Source organism: Pseudomonas sp. MN1F (assembly GCF_009391885.1).
Lineage (GTDB): Bacteria > Pseudomonadota > Gammaproteobacteria > Pseudomonadales > Pseudomonadaceae > Aquipseudomonas.
The window spans coordinates 11,724-37,029 of sequence record NZ_VZII01000008.1; the positions used below are offsets into that span (position 1 = coordinate 11,724).

Consider the following 25,306-nt stretch of genomic DNA (forward strand, 5'->3'; position numbering starts at 1 on the left):
GGATGACACATGAGTAACCAGGCCCGCCTGCTGCCCTCGCTGCTCGACCGACTGCTGGACGACCGTCCCTACCAGTCGGCCGAAGCGGCCGCGCAGCGCACCTGTTCGCTGGCCGAGTACAAGGCGAGCATCGTCCGCGACCTCGAGGTGCTGGTGAATACCCGCCAGTCCCTGGTCGCCGAGGAGCTCGACGGCTTCAGCCAGCTCGGTGGTTCCATCCTTGAATACGGCATGCCCGACTTCATCAGCCGCAGCGTGCTCGACCCCCATGATCGCCGGCTCATCCAGCAACAGCTGGAGCGGGCGATCAGCACCGGCGACCGGCGTTTTCGCCGGGTGCGGGTGCAGCTGCTGGCCCAGGAGAACGGCCACCGCATGTTGACCTTCCGCGTGGACGCCGTGCTGCGTCTGCAGGACATCAGCCGCCAGGTGTCGTTCGACGCCGTGCTGCAGGTCAACACCCAGGAATACAAAGTGCAGAACCTCAACTGATGCTCGACGAACTGCTGCCCTACTACGAAAAGGAACTGTCGCACCTGCGCTTCCTCGGCCAGGAGTTTGCCGCGCAGTACCCGAAGATTGCTTCGCGGCTGCTGATCGAGGGCGACAACTGCGAAGACCCGCACACCGAGCGCCTGATCGAGGCGTTCTCGTTCCTGTCTGCGCGGGTGCACAAGAAGCTCGATGACGAGTTTCCGGAAATCGTCGAATCCTTCCTTGAGGTGCTGTACCCGCACTACCTGCGCCCTACCCCGTCGATGTCGATCGCCGAGCTGAGCCTGGGCAAGCACGAGAAGGTCACCGAAGCCTACCGCGTGGCGCGCCACACCGAGATGCATGCCAATGCCGTGGAAGGTGTGGTGTGCAAGTTCCGCACCTGCTACCCGGTGGAGCTGTGGCCGATCAGCGTGCAACAGGCGTCGTTCGCGGAAATGGAACGTTCGGCCTTCAACGGCCACAGCGCCGACCTGGTGGCTCGCCTGCGCATCCGCCTGCAAGCCACCAGCGATGTGCTGTTCGGCCAGCTGGAAATCGATACCTTGCGGTTTTTCCTCGACGGTGAAGCGACGCTGATGCTGCAGCTGTACGAGCTGCTGTTCAACAACCTGGCCAAAGCCACCCTGAGCTTCCAGGACGAAGGCCGCAGCCGCGAAGTCGCGCTGCCGGCCACCGCCCTGAAGGCCGTCGGCTATGCCCGTGACGAAGGCCTGGTGGACTACTCCGAGCGCTCGTTCCTGGGCTATCGCCTGCTGCACGAGTACTTCACCTTCCCCGACAAATTCATGTTCTTCGACCTCAGTGGCTTTGCCCGCATCCTGCAGGGCAAGGCGATCGAGCAGGTCGAGATCAACTTCTACTTCTCCGACTACGACCTCAGCGAGCGCCTGGCGCGGCTGGCCCAGAACATCGGGCGCAACAACTTCAAGCTCAACTGCACGCCGATCATCAACCTGTTCCGCCAGCAGGCCGAGCCGATCAAGCTGACCCACACCCAGCACGAATACCCGGTCACCCCCGACACCCGGCTGCACAATGCCGCCGAAGTGGTGTCGATCGACCGCGTGCGCCGGGTGCGCAAGCTTGGTGGCATCGACCAGGTTGCCACCTGCCAGCCGTTCTTCGAGCCACGTGGCGAGCAAGACCCGCACACCAGCTTCTGGATTGCCCGCCGGCGCAACCAGGGCGACGCCACGGCCATGAGCATCCGCGTGGTCGACCGCGACCTGGAACTGATCGATGGCAGCAGCGACACCCTGAGCATCGGCCTGACCTGCAGCAACCGCGATGTGCCGTTGATGCTGCCATTCGGTGGCGAGCGTGGCGACTTCATCATCCCGGCCAACTCGGTGATCAAGGACATCCGCTGCCTGCGCAAACCCACCGCCACCGTGCGTGTGCCGCTGGGCAAGGGCCTGATCTGGCGGCTGATCGCGCACCTGTCGCTGAACCACCTGTCGCTGGTCAGCCAGGGCCGCGAAGTGCTGCTCGAACTGCTGTCGCTGTACAACTACCGCAACGTCTCGGCCATTCGCAAACAGATCAACGGCATCAAGGCCATCAGCAGCGAGCCGGTGGTCGCACGCATCGGCCACCCACGGCCGAACTTCGTCCGCGGGGTAGGCATCACCCTGACCCTCGACGAAAGCCAGTTCACCGGCAGCGGCGTGTTCCTGTTCGGCATGGTGCTGGACCACTTCTTCGGCCAGTACTGCTCGATGAACAGCTTCACCCGACTCAGCCTGCGCTCCCAACAACGAGAAAAGAGAATCGTCCAATGGCCAGCACGCACTGGCGATCAGCCCCTGGTCTGATCGATCAGGCCCGAGCCGAGCCGCACCGATTCGAATTCTTTCAATTGGTGCGCCTGCTCCGCCTGCACTATAGCCGTACCGGGCGCATGGACCTGGCGACCCGGCCGCACGAAGACCCGCTGCGTTTTCGCACCCAGTTGTCGCTGGCGTTCCCGGCCAGCGAGGTCAGCGACCTGCACTTCGAGCGCGAAGGCAAGGTGTCCACGGCCGGCCTGCCGCTGTCGGAGGTGCAGGTCACCTTCATGGGCCTGGTCGGGCCATCCGGCGTGCTGCCGCGCCCGTACACCGAGCTGCTGCTCGAACGCCACGTGCAGTACCGCGACGATGCCGCCCATGCGTTTCTCGACATCTTCTCGCACCGCATGACCACGCTGTTCTACGAGGCCTGGCAGAAGTACAAATTCCATATCGAGCATGAGCGCAATGGCACCTCGGGCTTTGATGGCTACCTGCTCAACTTGGTCGGCCTGGGCCCGCGCGCGCAACAGCTCAAGTTCGAAGAACAGCCGTCAGCGCTGCGCCGCGAACTGTTCAGCTACTTTGCCGGGCTGCTCAGCCAGAAGCCGCGCAACGCGCTCAACCTTGAAGTGATGCTCGGCTTCTATTTCTCGCTGCCGATCAAGGTCAAGCAGTTCGCCGGGCGCTGGCTGAACCTTGAGCCCGAGCAATGCACCCAGCTGGGGCGCAAGAACGCGCAACTGGGCCACAGTGCCGTCGCCGGCAAGCGGGTCTGGGACTACCAGTCGTGCATCCGCATCGAACTGGGCCCGCTGAGCCTGGCCGATTACCAGCGCTTTCAGCCGGGCACCGCGTGCTACCGCAAGCTGGTCGAACTGGTGCGCTTCTATATAGGTGCCGAGCTGGACTTCGAAATTGCCCCGCGCCTCAAGCGCGAGGCCGTACCACGCGCCCAGCTGGGCCGCAGCGGCAATGTCGCGCTGGGCTGGCTGGGCTGGCTCAAACGCCCTGGCCGTGACGCGGAGCCTTCGCGTTGCGCCGTTTTCCACATTCCTTACGATGGGGTCGCCTTGTGAACCTGAAGTCTCTGTTCGCCAAGCTCAACGAAACCAGCCGCTCGGCCACTGAAAGCGCGGCGGCCCTGTGCCTGTCGGAGCACCACTACGACGTCGAGGTGGAGCACCTGCTGCTGCAGCTGCTCGACAACGGTGACAGCGACCTGACGCCGATCCTGCGCCACTACGACGTGGTCGCCGAGCGCCTGCAGGCGCAGCTGGTCACCGCCCTGGGTACCTTCAAGAAAGGCAACACCCGCACCCCGGCGCTGTCGCCGCACATCACCCGCATGATCGAGCAGGCCTGGCTGCTGGCCTCGATCGAATACGGCGTCGGCCAGGTGCGCAGCGGCCACCTGCTGCAAGCCCTGCTCGACGACGCCGAACTGCGCCGCGTGGTGGTCGCGTCGGCAGCGGAGCTGGAGAAGATCAACGCCGACGACCTGCGCCTGAACCTCGCCGCCCTGGTCGAAGGCAGCGCCGAATCGAAGCAGGCCAGCGCCCTGGCCAGCCCGGCAGCAGCAGTCGCCGGCACCGCCAAGGCCGGCGGCAAGACCCCGGCGCTGGACCAGTACACCGTCAACCTCACCCAGAGTGCCCGCGAAGGCCGCATCGACCCGGTGCTGGGCCGCGAGTTCGAGGTGCGGCAGATGGTCGACATCCTTACCCGCCGCCGGCAGAACAACCCCATCCTCACCGGTGAAGCCGGTGTCGGCAAAACCGCCGTGGTCGAAGGCCTGGCCCTGCGCATTGCCCAGGGCGATGTGCCAGCAGTGCTCAAAGGCGTTGCCCTGCACACCCTCGACCTGGGCCTGCTGCAGGCCGGTGCCGGGGTCAAGGGCGAGTTCGAGAACCGCCTCAAGGCCGTGATCGAAGAGGTCAAGCGCAGCCTGCACCCGATCATCCTGTTCATCGACGAAGCCCACACCCTGATCGGCTCTGGCGGCCAGGCCGGGCAGAACGATGCCGCCAACCTGCTCAAGCCGGCCCTGGCCCGTGGCGAGCTGCGCACCATCGCCGCCACCACCTGGGCCGAATACAAGAAGTACTTCGAGAAAGACGCCGCCCTCGCCCGCCGCTTCCAGGTGGTCAAGGTCGAAGAGCCTGACGAAGACAAGGCCATCCACATGCTCCGTGGCCTGCTCGGCAAAATGCGCGAGCACCACAAGGTGGCGGTAATGGACGAAGCCCTGGTGCAGGCGGTACGCCTGTCCAACCGCTACATCACCGGCCGCCAGCTGCCCGACAAGGCCGTCAGCGTGCTCGACACCGCCTGTGCGCGCATCGCCCTGGCGCAATCGTCACAGCCCGGTGCCCTGGAAGACTGCCGCCGGCAGATCGACAACCTGCAGGCCGAAATCGCCGTGCTCGGCCACGAAGCCGGCAAGGGTCACGACCACGCCCGTCGCCTCGGCGAGCTGCAGGCTGCCCTGCAGGCCGAGCAGCAGCAGGAGCAACAACTGAACGAGCAGTGGCAGCAAGAGCTGGCGTTGGTCGAACAGCTCAAGGCGCTGGACGCCACCAACGACGCCGATGCCACGCAGCTCAACGCCCTGCGCGCCGAACTTGCCCGGGTGCAAGGCGACCAGCCACTGGTCCACGCGCTGGTCGACAGCGGTGCCATCGCCCAGGTCATCAGCGGCTGGACCGGCATCCCGCTGGGCAAGATGCTGCGTGACGAAATCGACACCGTGCAGCGCCTGCCGGCCCTGCTCGGCGAGCGCGTGCTGGGCCAGGACCACGCCCTGCACGAGATCGGCAAGCGCATCAAGATTTCCCGTGCGCGCATGGAAGATCCGAACAAGCCGATCGGCGTGTTCCTGCTGCTCGGTCCCAGCGGCGTCGGCAAGACCGAAACCGCACTGGCCCTGGCCGACACGCTGTACGGCGGTGAGCGCAACCTGATCACCATCAACATGTCCGAGTACCAGGAGGCGCACACCGTGTCGAGCCTCAAGGGCTCGCCCCCCGGCTACGTCGGCTACGGCGAAGGCGGTGTGTTGACCGAAGCCGTGCGCCGCAAGCCGTACAGCGTGGTGTTGCTCGACGAGGTGGAAAAGGCCCACCCCGACGTGCTCGAACTGTTCTTCCAGGTGTTCGACAAGGGCGTGCTGGACGACGGCGAAGGCCGCGAGATCAACTTCCGCAACACGGTGATCATCCTCACCTCCAACACCGGCACCGAGCGCATCATGCAGACCTGCCTCAATGCCAGCGAACTGCCGACGCCGCAAGCCATCGTCGACGGCCTGCGCGTAGAGCTCAACCAGGTGTTCAAACCGGCCTTCCTCGGCCGCCTGAGCATCGTGCCGTTCTACCCGGTGCAGGACCAGATCCTCGAGCGCATCGTCGCCCTCAAGCTGGAACGCATCGCCAAGCGCTTCGCCCGCAACCACCAGGCCGAGCTGAGCTACGACCAGGCGCTGGTCAAGGCCATCGCCGCGCGCTGCACCGAGGTCGACAGCGGTGCGCGCAACATCGACAACATCTTGTCCCAGACCCTGATGCCCGAACTCGCCCAGCGCGTGCTCGAGCGCATGGCCCAGGACGCGCCGATCGAGCGTCTGACCATCGAGCTGGGCAGCGATGGCGATTTCGCCTATCGCCTGGCCTGACCCGTACAAGGAGGTTTAGCCGTCATGCAACACAAGCACACCGCCCTCAAGCGCCTGACCACCGCCGCCCTGCTGCTGGCGCTGGCTGGCTGCGGGGTCACCGACCGCATCGGCAAGCGCATGGACGACAGCTGGGCGGCCGACATGCTGGCCGACAGCGAGAAGGTCATCCTGACCTCCGACGGCGGCAACCAGCTCAACCCTGACGCCGAAGGCAAACCGCTGTCGGTGGTGATGCGCGTGTACCAGCTGACCGACCTCGAACGCTTCGCCGCGACGGATGCCGAGACCCTCTGGGACACCCCGGAAAAAGCCCTCGGCAACACCTTGGTGGAAGCCCGCGAGATCACCCTGCTGCCGGGCATCGGCCAGATCGACCAGTGGCCGTTGGCCAAGAGCGCGCGCTACGTGGGTGTGGCGGCGTTCTTCCGTGACGAACAGGACGCACGCTGGAAGGTCGCCTTCGACGCCAACTCGCTGCGCAAGGACGGCATCTGGTTCTCTTCCGACGGCCTGCGGGTGCTGGTGGACAAGACCGAAATCAGCGCCATGCGCGGCGTCGACGTGCTGAACAAGCCGCAGACCGCCGACCAACTGGCGGCCGCGCAGAAGGCCAAGGAGGCCACACCGACCCTCACCGACAAGGTGCAGGACGCGATGCTCGACAAGGCCACCGATGTTGCCGGCCAGTCGGCACAGAACGCCGCAGATAAAACCCTCAACTCTTTAGTGGATAGCGTCAAATGAGCAAGCAGAGCCGGGTGATGTGGTCGGAAGGCATGTTCCTGCTGCCCCAGCACTTCCAGTACCAGGATGAGTTCCACCAGCACCAGCTGGCCGAAGCGACCCTGCGCAGTTCTCCATTCCATTGGGGCGTGCAGGCGCTGCAGGTGGACGAGGATGCCTTGGCCAACGGTTCGCTGCAGCTCAAGCGCCTGAAGCTGGTGTTCCCCGACGGCAGCCTCTATGACGCACCGCAGCACGACCCGCTGCCGGCCGCGCGCGACCTCAAGGACCTGCTCAAGGCCAACGAGCTGAAGGTCTATGCCGCGCTCAAGCTGCCCGAGCCGTTCGGCCTCAACTACGTCGAGGACGGCCACGAGCACAAGGCCGCCCGGCGTTTTCGCAAGCAGTTCGATACCCTGCCCGACCTCAACGAAGGCGAGCTGGAAAACGAGATCACCAGCCTGCGCCTGAACGTGGTGCTGCTGGTCGACGGTGACAGCCTCGACGGCTACAGCCACTGCCCGCTGGCCAAGCTGACGCGCAACAGCATGGGCGGCTTCAACCTCGACCCGCATTTCGTCCACCCGACCCTGCACCTGGGCAACCACGAGACCCTGGCCGGCATCGGCAAGCGTCTGCTTGGCGCGCTGCAGGCCAAGAGCAAGGCGCTGTCAGGCCGGCGCCGTGAACGCGCCGACCAGATCGCCGAGTTCGGCTCCAGCGACGTGACGCTGTTCTGGCTGCTGAACACGGTCAACCGCGCCCACCCGCAGCTGGCCCACCTGCTGGCCCACCCGCGCCTGCACCCGGAGCGCCTGTACCTGTTCCTCGCCGACCTGGCCGGTGGCCTGCTGACCTTTACCCTGGACACCCAGCTCAGTGACCTCCCCGAGTACGACCACCACGACCCGGCGGCATCGCTGGTCAAGCTCGACGAGATGATCCGGGTGATGCTCGACAACGTCGTGCCCAACCAGTGCATCGTCATCAACCTCACCCAGACCAAACCGTCGTACTGGCAGGGCCAGCTGCGCGACCCGCGCCTGGTCGAGGCCGACTTCTATGTCTCGGTACAGGCCGACATGCCCGGTGCCAGCCTGCTGGAACTGGTGCCGCGGGCGTTCAAGGTCGGTTCGCCGGAAGACATCGAAGTGGTGGTCAACAGCGCCATGCCCGGCGTCACCCTCAACCACGCCGCGCGGCTGCCCAACGCGATCCCGGTGCGCCTGGACAACCAGTACTTCGCCATCGAGCCGCACGGCCATGTGTATGAGCGAATGATGAATGCCCAGACCGTGTGCTTCTACGCGCCCAGCGCCTTTACCAACCTCAAGCTTGAACTGATGGCGGTGCTCAAATGACCGAAGCCGTACTGCAACAAGGCGCCGTCGCGGCCGCCAGCGAAAAACCGACGCTCAAGGACCTGGTCCAGGACTTCATCAGCATGGCGCTGATCGTGCGCCGTGGCCGCCAGGTCACCTCGGTGCAGGCCTTCGAAGGCAGCGTCGAGCGCTTCTTCGCCAACCTCGAACGCGATGCCCGCGCCGCCAACTACAGCGTCGAGCAGGTCAAGGACACCCAGTACGCGCTGTGCGCATTCCTCGACGAAAGCGTACTGCGCGCCAGTGACAACGAGCTGCGCCGGCACTTCGAGCTGCAACCGTTGCAGTTCCGCTACTTCGGCGTGCACCTGGCCGGTGAAGGCTTCTTCGAGAAAATCGAGGCGCTGCGCGCCGACGTCAAGCAGAACATCGACGTGCTCGAGGTCTATCACCTGTGCCTGGCCCTGGGTTTCGAAGGCAAGTTCAGCATCGGCCCGAAAGACCAGCTGCGCTACCTGGCCAACACCCTCGGCCAGGACATCGCCCGCTACCGCAAGGCGCCAAAGGCCCTGTCGCCGGACTGGGCGCTGCCCGACCAGGTGTCGCAGATGCTGCGCCACGAAGTGCCGTTGTGGGTGTACCTGGCGCTGATCGCGCTGGTCTGCGTCGCCGTGTACCTGACGCTCGACTGGTTGCTGGACAAGGACGTTGCCGCCCTTTCCGAACAAATCCGCCAGCTGTTCAGTGCCTGAGCACACCTCAGGTAGCCGAGTCAGGAAGACATGAAAACATTACTGCGTCTGTTGAAAAGTTTCTGGATTCTCCTGCCACTGCTGTGGCTGGCGAGCTTGTTGATCTGCTGGCTGGCCGCGCCGTTGTTGCCGTGGCTGCGTCATCACGTGCCCGAAGCGCTGGCGATCATCAGCGCCTGCTTCTTGCTGGTGATCGTGCTGCGCCAGTACCAGCGCATTCGCGCCGAGCACAACCTCGAGAACATGCTGCAGATCGAGGTCGACCGCTCGTGGAATTCCACCGGCGAATTCCGTGACCAGCAGGTGCTGCGCGAACGCCTCAAGCACGCCATCGCCATGTTGCGCACCGACCGCTCGGCCGGCGGTGGCGGCAAGGCGGCGCTGTCCGACCTGCCGTGGTACCTGGTGCTTGGCATGTCGGCTGCCGGCAAGACCTCGCTGCTGACCCATTCGGGCCTTTCGGCCAGCATCGCCACGGCCAACGACAGCGAAAGCGGCACTCAGCACTGCGACTGGTACTTCAGCCCTGAAGCGGTGATGATCGACACCGCCGGCCGCTACCTGCGCGACGACCAGTCGGCCAGCGAGTTTTCCGCCTTCCTGCGCATGCTGCGCAAGCAGCGCGGCAAGGCGGCGATCAACGGCCTGGTGCTGGTGGTCAGCCTGCCCGAGCTGCTGGCCGCCAACAGTGAAGATCGCAACGCCCTGGCCGCCCAGTTGGTGGCGCGGGTGGTAGAGTACGCGGATTGCCTGGACGCCAACCCACCGATCTATCTGATGCTGAGCAAGACCGACCAGCTGCCGGGCTTCAACCAGGCCTTCGACGGCCTAGACCTGCACGAGCGCCAGCAACCACTGGGCATGACTTTCGGCCTCTCGGAAATCCGCAGCAATGGCCTGCATGCCGTGCTGCAAACGCGCCTGAAAAACCTCCAGGGCCATGTTCGCCAGCACGTCGACGCGCAGATGATCGCCCTCGGCTCGGAGGCCGACAGCACCCTGCTGAACTTCCCGCAGTACTTCGCTGCCCTCAGCGGTGTGCTCGAGCAGTTCCTCGAACACTTCACCCGTGGCCACCGCGGCGGCGCCCCGCTGCTGCTGCGCGGCCTGTACTTCACCAGCGCACTGCAGACCGACCAGCAGCTGGGGCAGGTCTACGAAGATGCCATCGCCGACGAGTTCGCCCTGAAAGCCGCCTACGATGACGGCACCGCAAACGCCGGCAAGGCCGCGGGCAACCGCAGCTACTTCATCACCGACACCTTCCGCCGGGTGATCTTCCCCGACCGAGACCTGACCCTGTTCCAGTCGCGCATGGGCCGCCAGGCCGGCTTCAGCCCGCTGCTGCTGGGCCTGGCGGCTGCCACTGGCGTGCTGTTCATCGGCTGGCAAGCGTTGTCGTTCGCCAACAACCGCCAGTGGCTGGAAAGCCTGCGCGGGCAACTGGCGCAGATCGAGCAGGCAGAAGACCGCGAGCAGCTACTGGCTGCCGGCAAGGGCCTGGAAGTGCTGCGTGAACAGATGGCCGCCGTCGAGGCCCATCGCCTGCAGGGCGTGCCGTTGCAACTGAGTGCCGGCCTGTACCACGGCGAGGCCATCCACCAGGTGACCCGCACCGCCTACCTGGCACAACTGCGCAGCCAGGCGCTGGAGCCGATCGCCCGCAGCCTGCAAGTACAGATGCGCGCGTTCAATACCTTCGCCAGCAGCATCAACCAGGAACTGGAATTCACCCCGGCGCCGCCGAAGAAGCGCAATGGCAAGCCTTTGGCACCGGCTGTTGCCGCCAAGGCTCAGGCTGCGTTGAGCAATACCCGCATGGGTGGCTATGCCGCCAAAGTCAACCTGGCCACCGCCAGCGATGCCGCCGACCTGTCGGCCACCACCGGTGGCCTGTCATTGTCCGAGGAAATGCTCGGGCGCCTCGACGAGCAACAGGTGGCGTCGATCATCGATGCCTACAACACCCTCAAGCTGTACCTGCTGCTGACCGAACCCCAGGCCCATCCGGACGCCGCCTTCGTCGCCGCCAGCCTGCCCCAGGCCTGGGCCAGCGCCGCAGGTGAAGGCACCTTGGCCGATGCCGGCGTGATCGACGAGAACGCCCCGCTGTATGTGCAGCTGCTGGAACAGGGCCAGGCACCGTCGTTGCCACGCAATGAGCAACTGATCAACGAAACCCGGGAAAACCTCAAGTCGTTCATGATCTCCAGCTCCCTGGTCGATCGCGAATACCTGCGCCTGCAGCTCGAGTCGAGCCGCCAGTTCCCGGCGCTGAGCCTCAACGACCTGGTGCCGCAACCGGGCCGCGCCTTGCTGTACGGCTCCGCTGGCGTCCCGGCGATCTATACCCGCCAGGGCTGGGACACCTTCGTCAAGCCCGAGCTGATCAAGCTGGTGTCGGGTAACCTGCGCAACGAGTCGGACTGGGTGCTGGACGGCGAAGGCGGCGATGCCATCGTGCAGAAGGCCAACTTCGTCCGCGAGTTCATGACCCGCTACAAGCGCGACTACACCCAGGCCTGGTACAAGATGGTCAGCAGCGTCGGCGTGCGCCACTTCGCCGACCTGGCTTCGGCCACCGAGCAGCTGGGCCTGCTCAGCGACGTGCAGAATTCACCAGTGAAGAACCTGCTGGCGGCGGTCAACGACAACACCCAGTGGGACCTGCCGCTCAAGCACGCCATCCCGACCCCGGGTGCTGCCCGCGAAGACGGCTTCTGGAGCAAGGTCAGCGGCCTGCTCGACAACCAGGACGCCCTGCCCGTGAGCGTCGCTCCGGCCCTGCCGGCGGTCGATGACGGTAGCCTGGCCAAGCGTTTCGAACCGGTGGCACGAGTGTTTGCCGAGAACAACGCCGAAGGCGCCGACAGCACCATCATGGACCGCTACCTGGCGGCGCTGCGCAAGCTCAAGGTGCGCATGAACAACATCCAGCGCTCGCAGGATGTCGGCAAGAGCAGCAAGCAGCTGATCAGCGAAACCCTGGAAGGCCAGCCGAGCGAAGTCACCACCGTGCGCAACTACGTGGAAAGCAGCGTCGACACCAGCCAGGACGGCCTGTCGCGCTCGCTGCAGGGGCTGTTCAGCCTGCCGATCCAATACGCCTGGGCGACCCTGCGCGACCCGGCCGGCCAGCAAATCGCCAAGGCCTGGGCACAGCAGATCGCCAAGCCGTGGGAGCAGGTCATGGCGCACCGCTACCCGATTGCTGGCGGCAGCCGCAACGAAGCTTCGGTGAAAGACCTGCAGCGCTTCGTCGACCCCGACAGCGGCCTGCTGCCGGCCTTCAAGCGCAACGAAATCGGCAACCTGGCCGGCGGTGAGGGCCTGGGGGCTGGCGACGGCAAGGGGCCGGCGCTGGTCAACCCGGGCATGCTCAACAGCATCGACAAGGCCAGCTCCGTAGGCCAGGTGATCGCCAGCCTGTCGGACCGTGACAACGGCTTCGAGATCATGCTGGAACCTTCGGCCAACTTCACCGACATCGTGTTCACCCTCGATGGCCAGGAGCAGCACTACCGCAACGGCCGCAGCAGCTGGAACCGCTTCGCCTGGCCAGGCACCAGCAATGCCCCGGGCGCTCGCCTGGACGTGGTCACCCTGAGCGGCGCACGGGTCACCGTGTTCGACTTCCCGGGGCGCTGGGGCCTGCTGCGCATGAACGAAAGCGCCCGGGTCGAGGACCTCGACGGTATCCAGCAGCGCTTCAGCTGGAACACCGCCAACGGCCGCGTGAGCCTGGTGGTGCGCAACTTCGGTGGGGTCAAGCTGACCGACCTGGGTGACGTCAAGGCGCTCAGCGCCCTCAACGGCAGGGGCGCGCAATGATCGGTTGCTTCGGCAAGTTGCCGTCGAGCGCGGACTTCGTCAGCCTGCATGGCGCGGCGGAAGAGGTCTGCGAGTTCGACGCCTGGCTGCAGTCTTCACTGGCGGCCATGCGCCACCGCGAAGACTGGCAGGCGTTGTTCGACGCATTGCCGATGTGTTTCTTCAATTACCGTGCGCGCAATGGCAACTGGCTGCTTGGTGGCCTGCTCAGCTCGCGTGACGCCAGCCAGCGGCGCTACCCGTTCTTCATCTTCCAGCTGCTCAAGGGCGAGGAAGGTGCAGCGCTGCTCAACCCGTTCACCCTCGGTGAGCTGTTCAGCGCGCAGATCAAGCCGTTGCTGCACCAGGCGGTGCAAGGCGCCGACCGCACCAGCCTGTTCGAACGGATCAAGGCCCTGCGCCCGTTGCAGGCCCAGGACCTCGACCTGTTCCGCCGGGTGCACGCCAAGTTCCTCCACGACTACAGCTTTGCCGATGTCGCCCGTGCCCTGCAGGGCTCCTGGCCAAGCTTCGACAGTGCCACTGCGCTGGCGCGGCTACAGGCCAGCCGGGCCACGCTGCACGGCGACTTCGATGGCGGCATCGAACTACCGCTGCCGGCCGAACGCGGCCTGAAAAACCCCACGGCCGACCTCTGGCTGACCTGGCTGACACGCATGAGCGGGCACCCGAGCATGCCGGCGGCAAGCCTGCTGGCCGACGACTTCATGCACCCGCGGCTGTACTGCTTCCCGTCGCGCCACGCCAGCAGCGCGTATCGCCTGCTCAGCGGCTGCGCCGCCCCGCATCAGCACCTGGCGCTGCTCGGCCCGCTGACGGCGGCGCCGCGCCAATACGACTACGACCGACCTCTTGAACACGTCATCGACCAGTTCGTCGATGCGCCGGATGCGACGCCTGTATGAACAAGATCAAGTACTACTGCCTGCGTTACCAACCCTACCTGCTGGGGGTCGCATTCTTCCTCGGGATCTTCCTGGTCTGGGCCATCGGCCGCGCCCTGGGCTTCGCTTCGCTGCACAGCCTGCTGGCAGGTATCGGCGTGTTCCTGCTGCTGTCGGCAGGCTATGTACTGCTGCTGTACCGGGGGGCCGGCCAGCACCACAACCTCGAAGGGCTGCTGCGTGACGACGCCGACCAGGCCGTGCTCAACGCCACCCCGGCCGACCGAGAGGAAATCAGCCTGCTGCGCGAGCGCCTGCTGCAGAGCATCGAGCGCCTGCACAGCAACAAGCCGCGTGGCAGCAGCGCCAAGGATGCGCTGTACGCCCTGCCCTGGTACCTGGTGATCGGCCAGCCGGCGGCAGGCAAAAGCACCATGATCCTGCAATCGGGCCTGAACTTCCCCTATGCCGAACGCGAAGGCGCACGGGTCTCGGGCCTGGGCGGCACGCGTAATTGCGACTGGTTCTTCAGCTCCGAAGCGGTACTGCTGGACACCGCCGGGCGTTACATGAACAGCCCCGAAGAAGCCGGCAAGTGGCGCGGCTTCCTGCAACTGCTGCGTCAACATCGCCAACGCCGCCCGCTCAATGGCCTGATCGTCAGCGTCAGCATCGCCGACATCTTGCACGGTTCGGCCGAAGACCAGGAGCGCGTGGCCAAACGCCTGCGCGAGCGCATCCAGGAAAGCTGCGCGTTGCTGGAAGTGCGCCTGCCGATCTACCTGGTGTTCACCAAGTGCGACCTGATACCCGGCTTCACCCCGTTCTACCGCCAGCTGGACGATACCGCACGCGGCGAGGTGATGGGCAAGACCTTCTCGCACAAGGGCTACGAGCAGGCCGACTGGGGCCAGCGCTTCGGCAAGGCGATGGACGAGCTGACCGGCTACTGGCAGCACGTGGCGAGCCAGCAGCTGGTGCAACAGGACATCCAGGTGACCCGGCAGAACGATGCCGCCTACCGCTTCCCGCTGGAGCTGGCGGCGCTCAAGCCGCGCCTGCAACAGTTCGTCGACAGCCTGCTGCGAGCCAACCCTTACCAGAATGCGCAAATGCTCCGTGGCTTCTATTTCACTGCCGCGCTGGAGGCTGACGAAGCCCAATGGGGTAGCCACGGCCAGCATGTGGCCGAGCGTTTCGCCCTGGAACATGACGCAGACGCCGCCGGTACTGGCAGCCACCCCGCGCCACTGTTCATCAACAGCCTGTTCCGCAAGGTGATCATCCCCGACCAGCATCTGGTGGCGCTGTACACCAGCAACCATCGCGAGCGCCGGCGCAAGGCTGCCTGGGTGGGCGCTGCCAGCCTGGCGGGGCTGGTGCTGTGCAGCCTGTGGGGCTGGTCGTACCTGAACAACCGCGCCACGTTGGCCAGCATCTCCACCGAACTGGCCCAGGCCAAGGCCGAAGACAAGAACGCCAGCGGCCAGTACACCGCCTGGCGCAGCCTCGACCGCCTGCGCTTCTGGACGGCGCACTACTACCAGCAGCACCACGAACAGGGCGTGCCACTGGGCATGCGCCTGGGCCTCTACCAAGGCCACGAGGTTGAGCCGATGTTGCGCACACGCTACTTCGCCACCCTGCAGAACGTGATGCTCAAGCCCACGGCCGACAACCTGACCCGCACCCTGTACCTGCTGACCACGCTCAAGGTCTACCAGCGCAACGCCCGTGAGCTGCAGCCGGTGAGCGGCGTCGACAGCGTCCAGGCCGAAGCCCTGCCCCATGACAACCGCGCCCAGTCGATCGCCGACTTCGGCAAGGCGACCCTGGACACTTACGTGATGCTGTCGCCGGCCCAGCGCGAGAAAGCCGATCCGGCCTTCCTCAAGGCGCGCCTGCCGGACTACTGGTACCCGGCCATCGCCCGCCAGACCGGCAAGAGCATGGCGGCGGCCAGCAGCGAAGGCGGCAACCAGGACTACCTGTACGCCAGCCGCCAGATCACCTTCTACAGCGACCAGATCCGTGAACCGGACGTGCCACGCATCCTCGACAACGCGTTCCTGATGTCCAGTTCGCGCAACTACATCGACAGCCTGCGGGCCCAGTCGCTGCGCGCGATCGAGACCATCACGCTGGAGTCCGACACGCTGTTCGCCTTCGGTCGCGCCGACTTCCAGAGCCTGAAGAACGAAGGCCAGAACCAGCTGAGCGCGATCGCCAGCAAACTGCTGAACACGCCCAACATCGGCAAGATCGTCATCTCCGGTCACGCCGACCAGCTCGGCGACAGCCAGGGCAACCTGCAGGTATCGAAACAGCGGGCGCAGACCATCCGCACCTACCTGGTCGGCAAGGGCGTGCCCGCCGAACTGGTGGTCGCCCAGGGCGAAGGCAGCCGCAAGCCGCTGGTCAACTGCGACCTGCAGCAACCTCGGGCGCAGCTGATCAAGTGCCTGGAGCCCAACCGCAGGGTGGAAATCGAAGTGCGCGGGCTCAACTGAGGCCGCGCCGCAAGAACCGGCCACCCGGGCCTCACAGGAGGAGGCCCGGAGGGCGGCAAGCTACCTCTGCCGACGTGTGCGGCGAGGTCAAAACCAAGGGGTGCATGAGCAGCCCTTCAAATGATGTTAATGGAGAGTTTCACAATGGCTTTTGACGCGTATATCCAAATCGACGGCATCCCAGGCGAAGTACTGGATGAAAAACACAAGGACTGGATCGAAGTGCTGGGCTACGAGTACGGCGCCACCCAGGCCACCTCGGCGACCGCCAGCTCCTCGGGCGGTGCGTCCTCCGAGCGTGTTGCCCTGAGCGACTTCAAGATCCGCAAGGCAGTCGACAAGGCTTCGGCCAAGCTGTTCGAACACTGCTGCACCGGCAAGCACATCGCCAAGCTGAAGCTGAACGTCAACCGTGCCGGTGGCGACAAGGTCACCTACCTGACCATCGACATGGAAGAAGTCGTGGTGTCGTCGGTCAAGTTCGTCGCCGGTGGCAACCAGGGCGGTGAAGACAAGGCCGTGAGCGACCTGCCGATCGAAGAGATCAGCTTCAACTTCGCCCGCATCAAGACCACCTACACCCAGCAGAACCGCACCGACGGCCAGGCTGGCGGCAACATCGTCGGTGGCTGGGACCGCACCGCGAACAAAGTGTTCGCCTAAGCAACTGCTTGTCCATGGGCCGCGCAGGCGGCCCATGTTCCACAGCGTGCCGGCTTGCCGGCACGCTGCTCCCTCCCCTGACCAGAGTGTTTTATGCCTGAAATCCTCAACGACCTATCGCTGGCCGAACTGGCCGCACCGATCGACGGTGGCAGTGGCGAAGACTTGAGCTTCTCTGCCTTGTTCGACCAGATCAAGGAGGCGCGCCGGGCAGACCCTGACTACCTGACCCAGGGCGACTGGCAGACCGACCTGAAAACCGCCGACTGGGAACAGGTCATCCAGCTGGCGGCCGAGGGGCTGGCAAAACAGAGCAAGGACCTGATGCTGGTCGCCTGGCTCAGCGAAGGCCTGGCCCAACGCGAACATTTCGAAGGCATCAGCTTCGGCCTGGAACTGACCGAACGCATCCTCGACACGTTCTGGGACAGCGTCTACCCGTCGCTCGAAGACGGCCTGGACGAGCGCGCCGCGCGCCTTTCCTGGCTCAAGACCACACTCACCGACATTGCCGGTGGCTTGCCCATTACCCAAGGGCAGCATTTCGGCGTGCTGCGCTATGACGAATCACGCCATGTAGAAAACCTCGCCTTGCAGAACCCCAAGGCGATGCAGACCGCACTGAACGAAGGCAAGATCAACGCCGAGATCTTCCAGCGTTCGGTAGCCCTCAGCGATACCGAACACCTGCGCGCCAAGGCCTTGCAGATTGCCGCCTGCCTGCAGGCCTGCAACCGCCTGCAGGCCAGTGCCGACCGTTTGTTCGGCCACGAAGCGCCAAGCTTTGCCAGCCTCGCCGACATGCTGTCGCGGGCCAGCCAGCTGGCCGAGAAACTGCTCAAGGACCGCGGCGTCGAACTGCACCCGGTGGCCGTGCCGGTAGCAGAACCCGTCGCCACCGTTGCCCCCTCCAGCGAAGCAGGTGAACCGATGAACACGCCCGTCCAGGCCACCGCGCCTGCGCCCATGCGCACCACACCCCTGACCCGCGACGAGGCCTTCACCATGCTCGCCGGCATCGCCCAGTTCTTCAAGCAGAGCGAACCGCAAAGCCCGGTGCCGTACCTGATCGAACGCGCCATCAAATGGGGCAACATGCCGCTGGAAGGCTGGCTGAGCGATGTGATCAAGGACAGCAACGTGGTCGACAACATCCGCGATGTGCTGGGTACCCGCGAGCCAAGGTCCTGACCTTGCGCCAGGCTCGCGGGCCTCTTCGCGGGCACAGAGCACATAAATACTGCTACCTTGAGCACTCTTCCCTGCCAAGGACCGCCTCATGACGCACACTCCCCCAGGCTTCATCCGCGTCCGCGGCGCCCGCGAGCACAACCTCAAGAACATCGACGTCGATATCCCCCGCGACGCGCTGGTGGTGTTCACCGGCGTGTCCGGCTCGGGCAAGTCCTCGCTGGCCTTCTCCACCCTCTACGCCGAAGCCCAGCGCCGCTACTTCGAATCGGTCGCCCCCTATGCCCGGCGCTTGATCGACCAGGTCGGCGTGCCGGACGTCGATGCCATCGAAGGCCTGCCCCCGGCCGTGGCCCTGCAGCAGCAGCGCGGCACGCCCAGCGCGCGCTCGTCGGTGGGCAGCGTCACCACCCTGTCCAGCTCGATCCGCATGCTCTACTCGCGCGCCGGCAGCTACCCGGCCGGGCAGCCGATGCTGTACGCCGAGGACTTCTCGCCCAACACCCCACAAGGCGCCTGCCCGGAGTGCCATGGGCTGGGGCGGGTCTATGAGGTGACCGAGGCGACCATGGTCCCCGACCCGTCGCTGACCATCCGCGAGCGTGCCGTGGCAGCCTGGCCGATGGCCTGGCAGGGGCAGAACCTGCGCGACATCCTGGTGACCTTGGGCTATGACGTCGATATTCCCTGGCGCGAGCTGCCCCAGGAACAGCGCGACTGGATTCTCTACACCGAAGAAACCCCCACCGTGCCGGTATACGCCGGCCTCACGCCGGCACAGACCCGCGCCGCGCTCAAGCGCAAGCTCGAACCGAGCTATCAGGGCACCTTCAGCGGTGCCCGGCGCTACGTGCTGCATACCTTCATGCACTCGCAGAGCGCACAGATGCGCAAGCGCGTGTCGCAATACATGCGCCCCAGCCCGTGCCCACTGTGCCAGGGCAAGCGGCTCAAACGTGCGGCGCTGGAGGTGACCTTCGCCGGCCGCGACATCGGCGAGCTGTCGCGGCTGCCGTTGCAGGGGCTGGCCGAGGTGTTCCGCCAGGTCGCAGCGCCAGGTTACCTGGAGCAGCACGACGACAACCTGACCCTGGAAAAACGCCTGGCCGCGCAACGCATCGCCAACGAACTGCTGGAGCGCATCGACACCCTGATCGACCTGGGCCTGGGCTACCTGGCGCTGGAGCGCAGCACACCGACCCTGTCGTTTGGCGAGCTGCAACGGCTGCGCCTGGCCACCCAGCTCAATTCGCAGCTGTTCGGCGTGATCTACGTGCTCGACGAGCCTTCCGCCGGCCTGCACCCGGCCGACAGCGAAGCGCTGTTCGAGGCCTTGCAGCGGCTCAAGCAGGCCGGCAACTCGGTGTACGTGGTGGAGCACGACCTGGATACCATGCGCCGCGCCGACTGGTTGGTGGACGTCGGCCCTGCTGCCGGCGAGCACGGCGGGCAAGTCCTCTACAGTGGTCCACCAAGCGGCTTGGCGCAGGTCGAGGCCTCGCGCACCGCCGCCTACCTGTTCGCCGAGCAGCAGCGTCATGCGCGCACGCCACGTCAGCCATACGACTGGCTGGCGCTGGAAGGCATCACTCGCAACAACCTCGACAACCTCAGCACCCGTTTCCCGCTGGGTTGCTTCACGTCGGTCACTGGCATTTCCGGTTCGGGCAAGTCAAGCCTGGTCAGCCAGGCCCTGCTGGAGCTGGTCGGCGCTCACCTCGGTCATGCCGAGCAAAAGGCCGAAGCTGAAGAGCAAAGCCTTGAAGATGAACCCGAGCAGTTCAGCGCCGGGCGTGTCACCGCCGGGCTCGACAGCATCAAGCGCCTGGTGCAGGTGGACCAGAAGCCGATCGGCCGCACGCCGCGCTCCAACCTGGCAACCTACACCGGGCTGTTCGATCATGTACGCAAGCTGTTCGCCGCCACCGAACAGGCCAAGGCCCGCAGTTTCGATGCCGGGCGCTTCTCGTTCAACGTGGCCAAGGGCCGCTGCGAGAACTGCGAGGGAGAAGGCTTCGTCAGCGTCGAACTGCTGTTCATGCCCAGCGTCTATGCGCCCTGCCCGACCTGCCACGGCGCTCGTTACAACCCAGAGACCCTGGCGGTGACCTGGCAGGGCATGAACATCGCCCAGGTGCTGCAACTGACAGTCGAGCAGGCACTACAGGTGTTCGCCGAGCAGCCAGCGGCGCGGCGTTGCCTGCAGGTGCTGCAGGATATCGGCCTGGGCTACCTGCGCCTGGGGCAGCCGGCTACCGAACTTTCCGGCGGCGAGGCGCAGCGGATCAAGCTGGCCACCGAGCTGCAACGGGTGGCCCGTGGCGCGACCTTGTATGTGCTGGACGAACCTACCAACGGGCTGCATCCGCAGGATATCGACCGCTTGCTGGTGCAGCTCAACCGGTTGGTCGAGGCCGGGCACAGCGTGGTGGTGGTCGAGCATGACATGCGCGTGGTGGCGCAGAGTGACTGGGTGATCGACATCGGGCCGGGGGCTGGGGCTGCTGGCGGTCGGGTGGTGGTCAGTGGTACCCCGCAGGTGGTGGCTGGGTGTGGGGACAGTCGTACTGCCGAGTTTCTTGCCCGGGCCTTGTAGCGCCTGTGCTGGCCCTTCGCGGCTGAAGCCGCTCCTACAGGGATTTGCATTACCTGTAGGAGCGGCTTCAGCCGCGAAGGGCCGGTGCAGGTAAAACAATCCTTCCTATACTCTCCTTGGCATCTTGCGTGCCGACTGCCCAAAAATCGCAATACCTCACATAACAACAACCGAGGTGGCAAATGGTCTGGCAGCAAATCTACGATCCGTTCGCAAGCCCCGTGCTCTCCACGCTGATGGCCGCCGTACCGGTGGTGGTGATGCTGGCGGCGCTGGCCTTCTTCCATATCAAAGCGCACATCGCCGCCCTGCTCGCCCTGGGCTCGGCGCTGCTGATCTCGATCTTTGCCTTCGGCATGCCGGCCAACATGGCCGGCTCGGCGGCATTGTACGGCGCGGCCAACGGCCTGCTGCCGATCGGCTGGATCGTGCTCAACATCATCTTCCTGCACCGGCTGACCACCGAGAACGGCTCGTTCAAGGTGCTGCAGGACTCACTGGCACGCATCACCGACGACCGCCGCCTGCAGCTGCTGCTGATCGCCTTCTGCTTCGGGGCCTTCTTCGAGGGCGCGGCGGGCTTCGGTACGCCAGTGGCGGTAACCGGGGCGATCCTCATCGGCCTGGGCTTCTCGCCACTGGCCGCTTCCGGGCTGGCGCTGATCGCCAACACTGCGCCGGTGGCGTTCGGCGCGCTCGGCACGCCGATCATCACCTTGGCCAAGGTCACCGGGCTGGATGAAATGGAGCTGTCGGCGATGGTCGGCCGGCAACTGCCGTTCTTTTCGGTGATCGTGCCGTTCTGGCTGATCTGGGCCTTTGCCGGCTGGCGCAAGATGCTCGAAGTGTGGCCGGCGATCCTGGTGGCCGGGGTCACGTTCGCGGTCCCGCAGTTCCTGGTGTCGAACTTCCACGGGCCGATGCTGGTGGACGTGATCGCCGCGCTGATCTCCATGGCCTGCCTGACCGGCTTCCTGCGGGTGTGGAAGCCGGCCACCGTGCACACCTCGGCGGCGCTCACCGGGCGGGTGGACGACTCCAAGGTCGAGGACGACGGCAAGGCCGGCACCGCTGCCACCTTTACCCAGAGCGACCAGCGCAGTGTGTTCAAGGCCTGGTTGCCATGGATCATCCTGACCGTGTTCGTGTTCGCCTGGGGCACGGCGGGCTTCAAGAACCTGTTCGACACCCGCCCGGCGCTCGACCCGGCCAGTGGCGCGGCGATGCTCGACCCGCAGGGCAAGCCGCTGCGTGAAGGCAACCCGGTGTTTGCCCCGGTGTTCACCTTCGACTCGATCCACCAGCAGATCGAGAAAGTGCCGCCCGTGGTGCCCGCACCGAAGAAAGAAGATGCCCAATACAAGTTCACCTGGTTCACCGCCACTGGCAGCGGCATCTTCCTCGCGGCCATCCTCGGCGGGCTGCTGATGGGTTACTCGCCTCTGGAGCTTGGGCGGCAGTATTTACGCACGCTGTGGGTGGTGCGCTACTCGCTGATCACCATTGTCGCCATGCTGGCGTTGGGCTTTCTCACACGCTACTCGGGGCTGGACGCGACCATGGGCCTGGCATTTGCCGCCACGGGCATCTTCTACCCCATGTTCGGCTCCCTGCTTGGCTGGCTAGGCGTGGCGCTGACCGGTTCGGACACGGCCTCCAACGTGCTGTTCGGCGGGTTGCAGCGGGTGACGGCGGAGCAGCTGGGGCTGAGCCCGGTGCTGATGGCGGCGGCCAACAGTTCGGGCGGGGTGATGGGCAAGATGGTCGATGCGCAGTCGATTGTCGTGGCTTCCACCGCAACCCGCTGGTATGGGCATGAGGGCGAGATTCTGCGTTATGTGTTCTTCCACTCGATCGTGCTGGCGGTGCTGGTGGGTTGCCTGGTGACCTTGCAGGCGTATGTGGCGCCGTTCACCGCCATGGTGGTGGGCCACTAGATTTTTTGCGGGGGCGGCCCGAGGCCGCTCCCACAAAAAGCGCGCGCGGCAGTGTCAAAGCCGCAGGCCCTGAAGTACAGTCAGCCCCATGGACAAATACACCCCGCGCCAGTGGCTCCCGCACGAGAAGCCCAGCCTCCCCGGCTCCCCTTCCACGCCCCTGCACACGCCGGCCAAGCGCCTGGCGTATGGCGTGGTCGGCCTGCTGGTGGCGATTACGGGCGGCCTGGGTAACGCACTGGTCACCGCCAACCTGGTGTTCCTGCAGGGCGCGCTGGGCGCGACCAGCGCCGAGATGGCCTGGTTGCCGGCGGCCTATGTGATGACCAACGTGTCGATCAACCTGCTGCTGGTCAAGTTCCGCCAGCAGTTCGGCCTGCGCGCTTTCACCGAGGTGTTCCTGGTGCTGTATGCCGTGGTCACTTTCGCCCACCTGCTGGTCAACGACCTCAACTCGGCCATCGCCGTGCGCGCGGCCCATGGCATGGTCGGCGCGGCGCTCAGTTCGCTGGGCCTGTACTACATGATCCAGGCGTTCCCCGAGCGCTGGCGCCTCAAGGCCATGGTGCTGGGCCTGGGTGCCTCGCAACTGGCCCTGCCACTGGCACGGATCTTCTCCGAGGACCTGCTGCAGATCGCCGAATGGCGCGGCCTGTACCTGTTCGAGCTGGGCCTGGCGCTGGCCGCGCTGGGCTGCGTACTGCTGCTCAAGCTGCCGCCCGGCGACCGCTTCAAGACCTTCGAACCGCTGGATTTCCTTACCTTCACCTTGATGGCCAGCGGCGTCGCCCTGCTCTGCGCCGCACTGTCACTCGGGCGTATCGACTGGTGGCTGGAGGCACCGTGGATCGGCGTCGCCCTGGCCGCTTCGATCGCCTTGATCTTCACCGGCCTGGCGATCGAGCACAACCGCCAGAACCCGCTGCTGATGACGCGCTGGCTGGGCAGTGGCGCGATCATCCGCCTGGGCCTGTGCGTCATCCTGATCCGCATGGTCACCTCGGAGCAATCCACCGGTGCGGTGGGCTTTCTGCAGGTGCTGAACATGGGCAGCGAACAGATGCGCTCGCTGTACTGGATCATGCTGCTCGGCGCCGTGGCGGGCCTTGCCACCAGCGCAATGACCATCGACCCCAAGCACCTGGTGATACCGCTTTTCATCTCGCTGCTGGCGATGGCTACCGGGGCGTTCATGGACAGCAGTTCGAGCAACCTCACACGCCCGGCACAGATGTACCTCAGCCAGTTCCTGCTGGCTTTCGGCAGCACCTTCTTCCTCGGCCCGTCGATGGCCCTGGGCATCAGCCACGTGCGCGCCAACCCGCGCAACCTGGTGAGTTTCTCGGTGCTGTTCGGCATCTGCAACAACCTCGGCGGGCTGATCGGCGCGGCGCTGCTGGGCACCTTCCAGACCTGGCGCGAGAAGTTCCACTCCAGCCACCTGATCGACCGCCTCAGCTACCTCGAACCGCTGGTCAACGCCCGCGTGCAAAGCGGCGGCTCCGGTTACGCCGGGATCCTCGCCGACCCGGCGCTGCGCAGCGAGGCCGGCCTGCGCGTATTGGCCAGCGCCGCCACCCGCGAGGCCAACGTGATGGCCTACAACGACGTGTTCGTGCTGATCGGCAGCATCGCCGTGCTGACCATGATCTGGATTACCCTTCGCGGCTCCTGGCTGTGGTATGTCGCCCGCCAGGCTGCTTCATCCGACTCCACCAGCGGTACTGCCAACCGATGACCGAAGAAACCCGCACCACGACCACCACCGCCATCGCCGAAACCCCGGAAGGCAGCACGCCGCCCAGCGAACCGACCAGCCCGGTGCGCACGCGGCGGGTGCGCATCCTGTCCTCGATCAGCTTCGCCTGTGTGGCCCTGGCCGGCATCCTGCTGGTGCTCTATGCCTGGAACCTGCCGCCATTCAGCAGCGCCATCGAAAGCACCGAAAATGCCCTGGTGCGCGGCCAGGTAACGATCATCGGCCCACAGCTGAGCGGTTACATCGTCGACGTGCCGGTGCATGACTTCCAGTTCGTCAAGGCCGGCGACCTGCTGGTGCAGCTGGACGACCGCATCTACACGCAACGCCTGGCCCAGGCCGTCGCCCAGCTGCAACAGCAGCAAGCGGCGCTGGCCAACAACCTGCAGCAGCGCAACAGCGCCGAAGCCACCATCGCCCAGCGCCAGGCGGCGATCGGCGATGCCTCGGCCCAGGCGACCAAGGCCAAGGCCGACCTTAGCCGCAACCAGGCGCTGGTCAGCGATGGTTCGGTGTCGCGCAGCTCGCTGGACCTGGCCCGCGCCAGCGAGGCCGCTGCTGTCGCCAGCCTGGCCCAGGCCAGGGCCGCACTGGAAATCGCCCGCCAGGACCGCGAAACGGTGATCGTCAACCGCGCCTCGCTGGAGGCTTCGGTGGCGAACGCCAAGGCCGCCGTCGAGCTGGCCCGCATCGACCTCGACAACACCCGCGTCACCGCCCCGCGTGACGGCCAACTGGGGCAGATCGGCACGCGCCTGGGCGCCTACGTCAACTCGGGCGCGCAACTGATGGCGCTAGTGCCCGACACCCTGTGGGTGATCGCCAACATGAAGGAAACCCAGATGGCCGACGTGCGCATCGGCCAGCCGGTGACCTTCACCGTCGATGCCTTGAACCACCTCAAGCTGTATGGCCATGTGCAGCAGATCTCGCCGGCCACCGGCTCCGAATTCGCCCTGTTGCAGGCTGACAATGCCACGGGCAACTTCGTGAAGATTGCCCAGCGCATCCCGGTGCGCATCACCGTCGACCCCGATCAGCCCGACGCGGCGCGCTTGCGCCCGGGGATGTCGGTGGTGGTCAGCATCGATACCCGGGAGCCGCAAGGGCATCATTGACCGCCGCTATGTGAACCCTGTCCAGATGCCGTACTGCCACGATTGCGCCGCTCTAGGCCGTGGGTTTTAATGCCCGC

Annotated in this window: 16 protein-coding genes; all 16 read left to right on the plus strand. The window is 65.5% G+C overall.

What is annotated here, in order from left to right:
- The first annotated feature begins 9 nt into the window (after positions 1-9).
- Positions 10-492: a type VI secretion system baseplate subunit TssE gene (gene tssE / locus F6X59_RS04645; RefSeq protein WP_110638565.1), complete on the plus strand. Its 483-nt coding sequence runs from the start codon at positions 10-12 to the stop codon at positions 490-492.
- On the plus strand, positions 492-2,312 hold the full coding sequence (gene tssF, locus F6X59_RS04650) for a type VI secretion system baseplate subunit TssF (protein ID WP_152954916.1): 1,821 nt from the start codon (positions 492-494) through the stop codon (positions 2,310-2,312). Before tssE ends, tssF begins: the two co-directional genes overlap by 1 nt.
- Positions 2,276-3,346 (plus strand): type VI secretion system baseplate subunit TssG, encoded by a 1,071-nt coding sequence (tssG, locus tag F6X59_RS04655; protein WP_152954917.1) that lies wholly within the window; start codon positions 2,276-2,278, stop codon positions 3,344-3,346. The genes tssF and tssG overlap by 37 nt, the downstream gene beginning before the upstream one ends.
- Complete coding sequence (gene tssH / locus F6X59_RS04660) at positions 3,343-5,940, plus strand: type VI secretion system ATPase TssH (protein ID WP_372240299.1); 2,598 nt, start codon at positions 3,343-3,345, stop codon at positions 5,938-5,940. Before tssG ends, tssH begins: the two co-directional genes overlap by 4 nt.
- Before the next feature lie 24 nt (positions 5,941-5,964).
- The gene (gene tssJ, locus F6X59_RS04665) at positions 5,965-6,687 is read left to right on the plus strand and encodes a type VI secretion system lipoprotein TssJ (RefSeq protein WP_152954919.1); all 723 of its coding nucleotides are present in this window, start codon (positions 5,965-5,967) and stop codon (positions 6,685-6,687) included.
- Positions 6,684-8,027: a type VI secretion system baseplate subunit TssK gene (gene tssK / locus F6X59_RS04670; protein WP_152954920.1), complete on the plus strand. Its 1,344-nt coding sequence runs from the start codon at positions 6,684-6,686 to the stop codon at positions 8,025-8,027. Before tssJ ends, tssK begins: the two co-directional genes overlap by 4 nt.
- Positions 8,024-8,740 (plus strand): type IVB secretion system protein IcmH/DotU, encoded by a 717-nt coding sequence (icmH, locus tag F6X59_RS04675; RefSeq protein WP_152954921.1) that lies wholly within the window; start codon positions 8,024-8,026, stop codon positions 8,738-8,740. Before tssK ends, icmH begins: the two co-directional genes overlap by 4 nt.
- Positions 8,741-8,770: 30 nt before the next feature.
- Positions 8,771-12,571: a type VI secretion protein IcmF/TssM N-terminal domain-containing protein gene (locus F6X59_RS04680; protein ID WP_152954922.1), complete on the plus strand. Its 3,801-nt coding sequence runs from the start codon at positions 8,771-8,773 to the stop codon at positions 12,569-12,571.
- On the plus strand, positions 12,568-13,476 hold the full coding sequence (tagF, locus tag F6X59_RS04685) for a type VI secretion system-associated protein TagF (protein WP_152954923.1): 909 nt from the start codon (positions 12,568-12,570) through the stop codon (positions 13,474-13,476). Before F6X59_RS04680 ends, tagF begins: the two co-directional genes overlap by 4 nt.
- Positions 13,473-15,965 carry a type VI secretion system membrane subunit TssM gene (gene tssM, locus F6X59_RS04690; protein WP_152954924.1) on the plus strand — a complete coding sequence of 831 codons (2,493 nt, stop codon included), beginning with the start codon at positions 13,473-13,475 and terminating at the stop codon, positions 15,963-15,965. Before tagF ends, tssM begins: the two co-directional genes overlap by 4 nt.
- A gap of 144 nt (positions 15,966-16,109) precedes the next feature.
- Positions 16,110-16,628: a type VI secretion system tube protein Hcp gene (locus tag F6X59_RS04695; RefSeq protein ID WP_085679560.1), complete on the plus strand. Its 519-nt coding sequence runs from the start codon at positions 16,110-16,112 to the stop codon at positions 16,626-16,628.
- A 93-nt stretch (positions 16,629-16,721) separates the two neighbouring features.
- Complete coding sequence (gene tssA, locus F6X59_RS04700) at positions 16,722-17,819, plus strand: type VI secretion system protein TssA (protein ID WP_152954925.1); 1,098 nt, start codon at positions 16,722-16,724, stop codon at positions 17,817-17,819.
- Between the two features lie 88 nt (positions 17,820-17,907).
- Positions 17,908-20,415, plus strand: coding sequence for an excinuclease ABC subunit UvrA (gene uvrA / locus F6X59_RS04705; RefSeq protein WP_152954926.1), 2,508 nt, complete (start codon positions 17,908-17,910; stop codon positions 20,413-20,415).
- A gap of 182 nt (positions 20,416-20,597) precedes the next feature.
- Positions 20,598-22,352 carry an L-lactate permease gene (locus F6X59_RS04710; protein WP_152954927.1) on the plus strand — a complete coding sequence of 585 codons (1,755 nt, stop codon included), beginning with the start codon at positions 20,598-20,600 and terminating at the stop codon, positions 22,350-22,352.
- A gap of 88 nt (positions 22,353-22,440) precedes the next feature.
- Positions 22,441-24,090 (plus strand): MFS transporter, encoded by a 1,650-nt coding sequence (locus tag F6X59_RS04715; RefSeq protein ID WP_152954928.1) that lies wholly within the window; start codon positions 22,441-22,443, stop codon positions 24,088-24,090.
- The gene (locus F6X59_RS04720) at positions 24,087-25,229 is read left to right on the plus strand and encodes an HlyD family secretion protein (protein ID WP_152954929.1); all 1,143 of its coding nucleotides are present in this window, start codon (positions 24,087-24,089) and stop codon (positions 25,227-25,229) included. Before F6X59_RS04715 ends, F6X59_RS04720 begins: the two co-directional genes overlap by 4 nt.
- Positions 25,230-25,306: the final 77 nt, after the last annotated feature.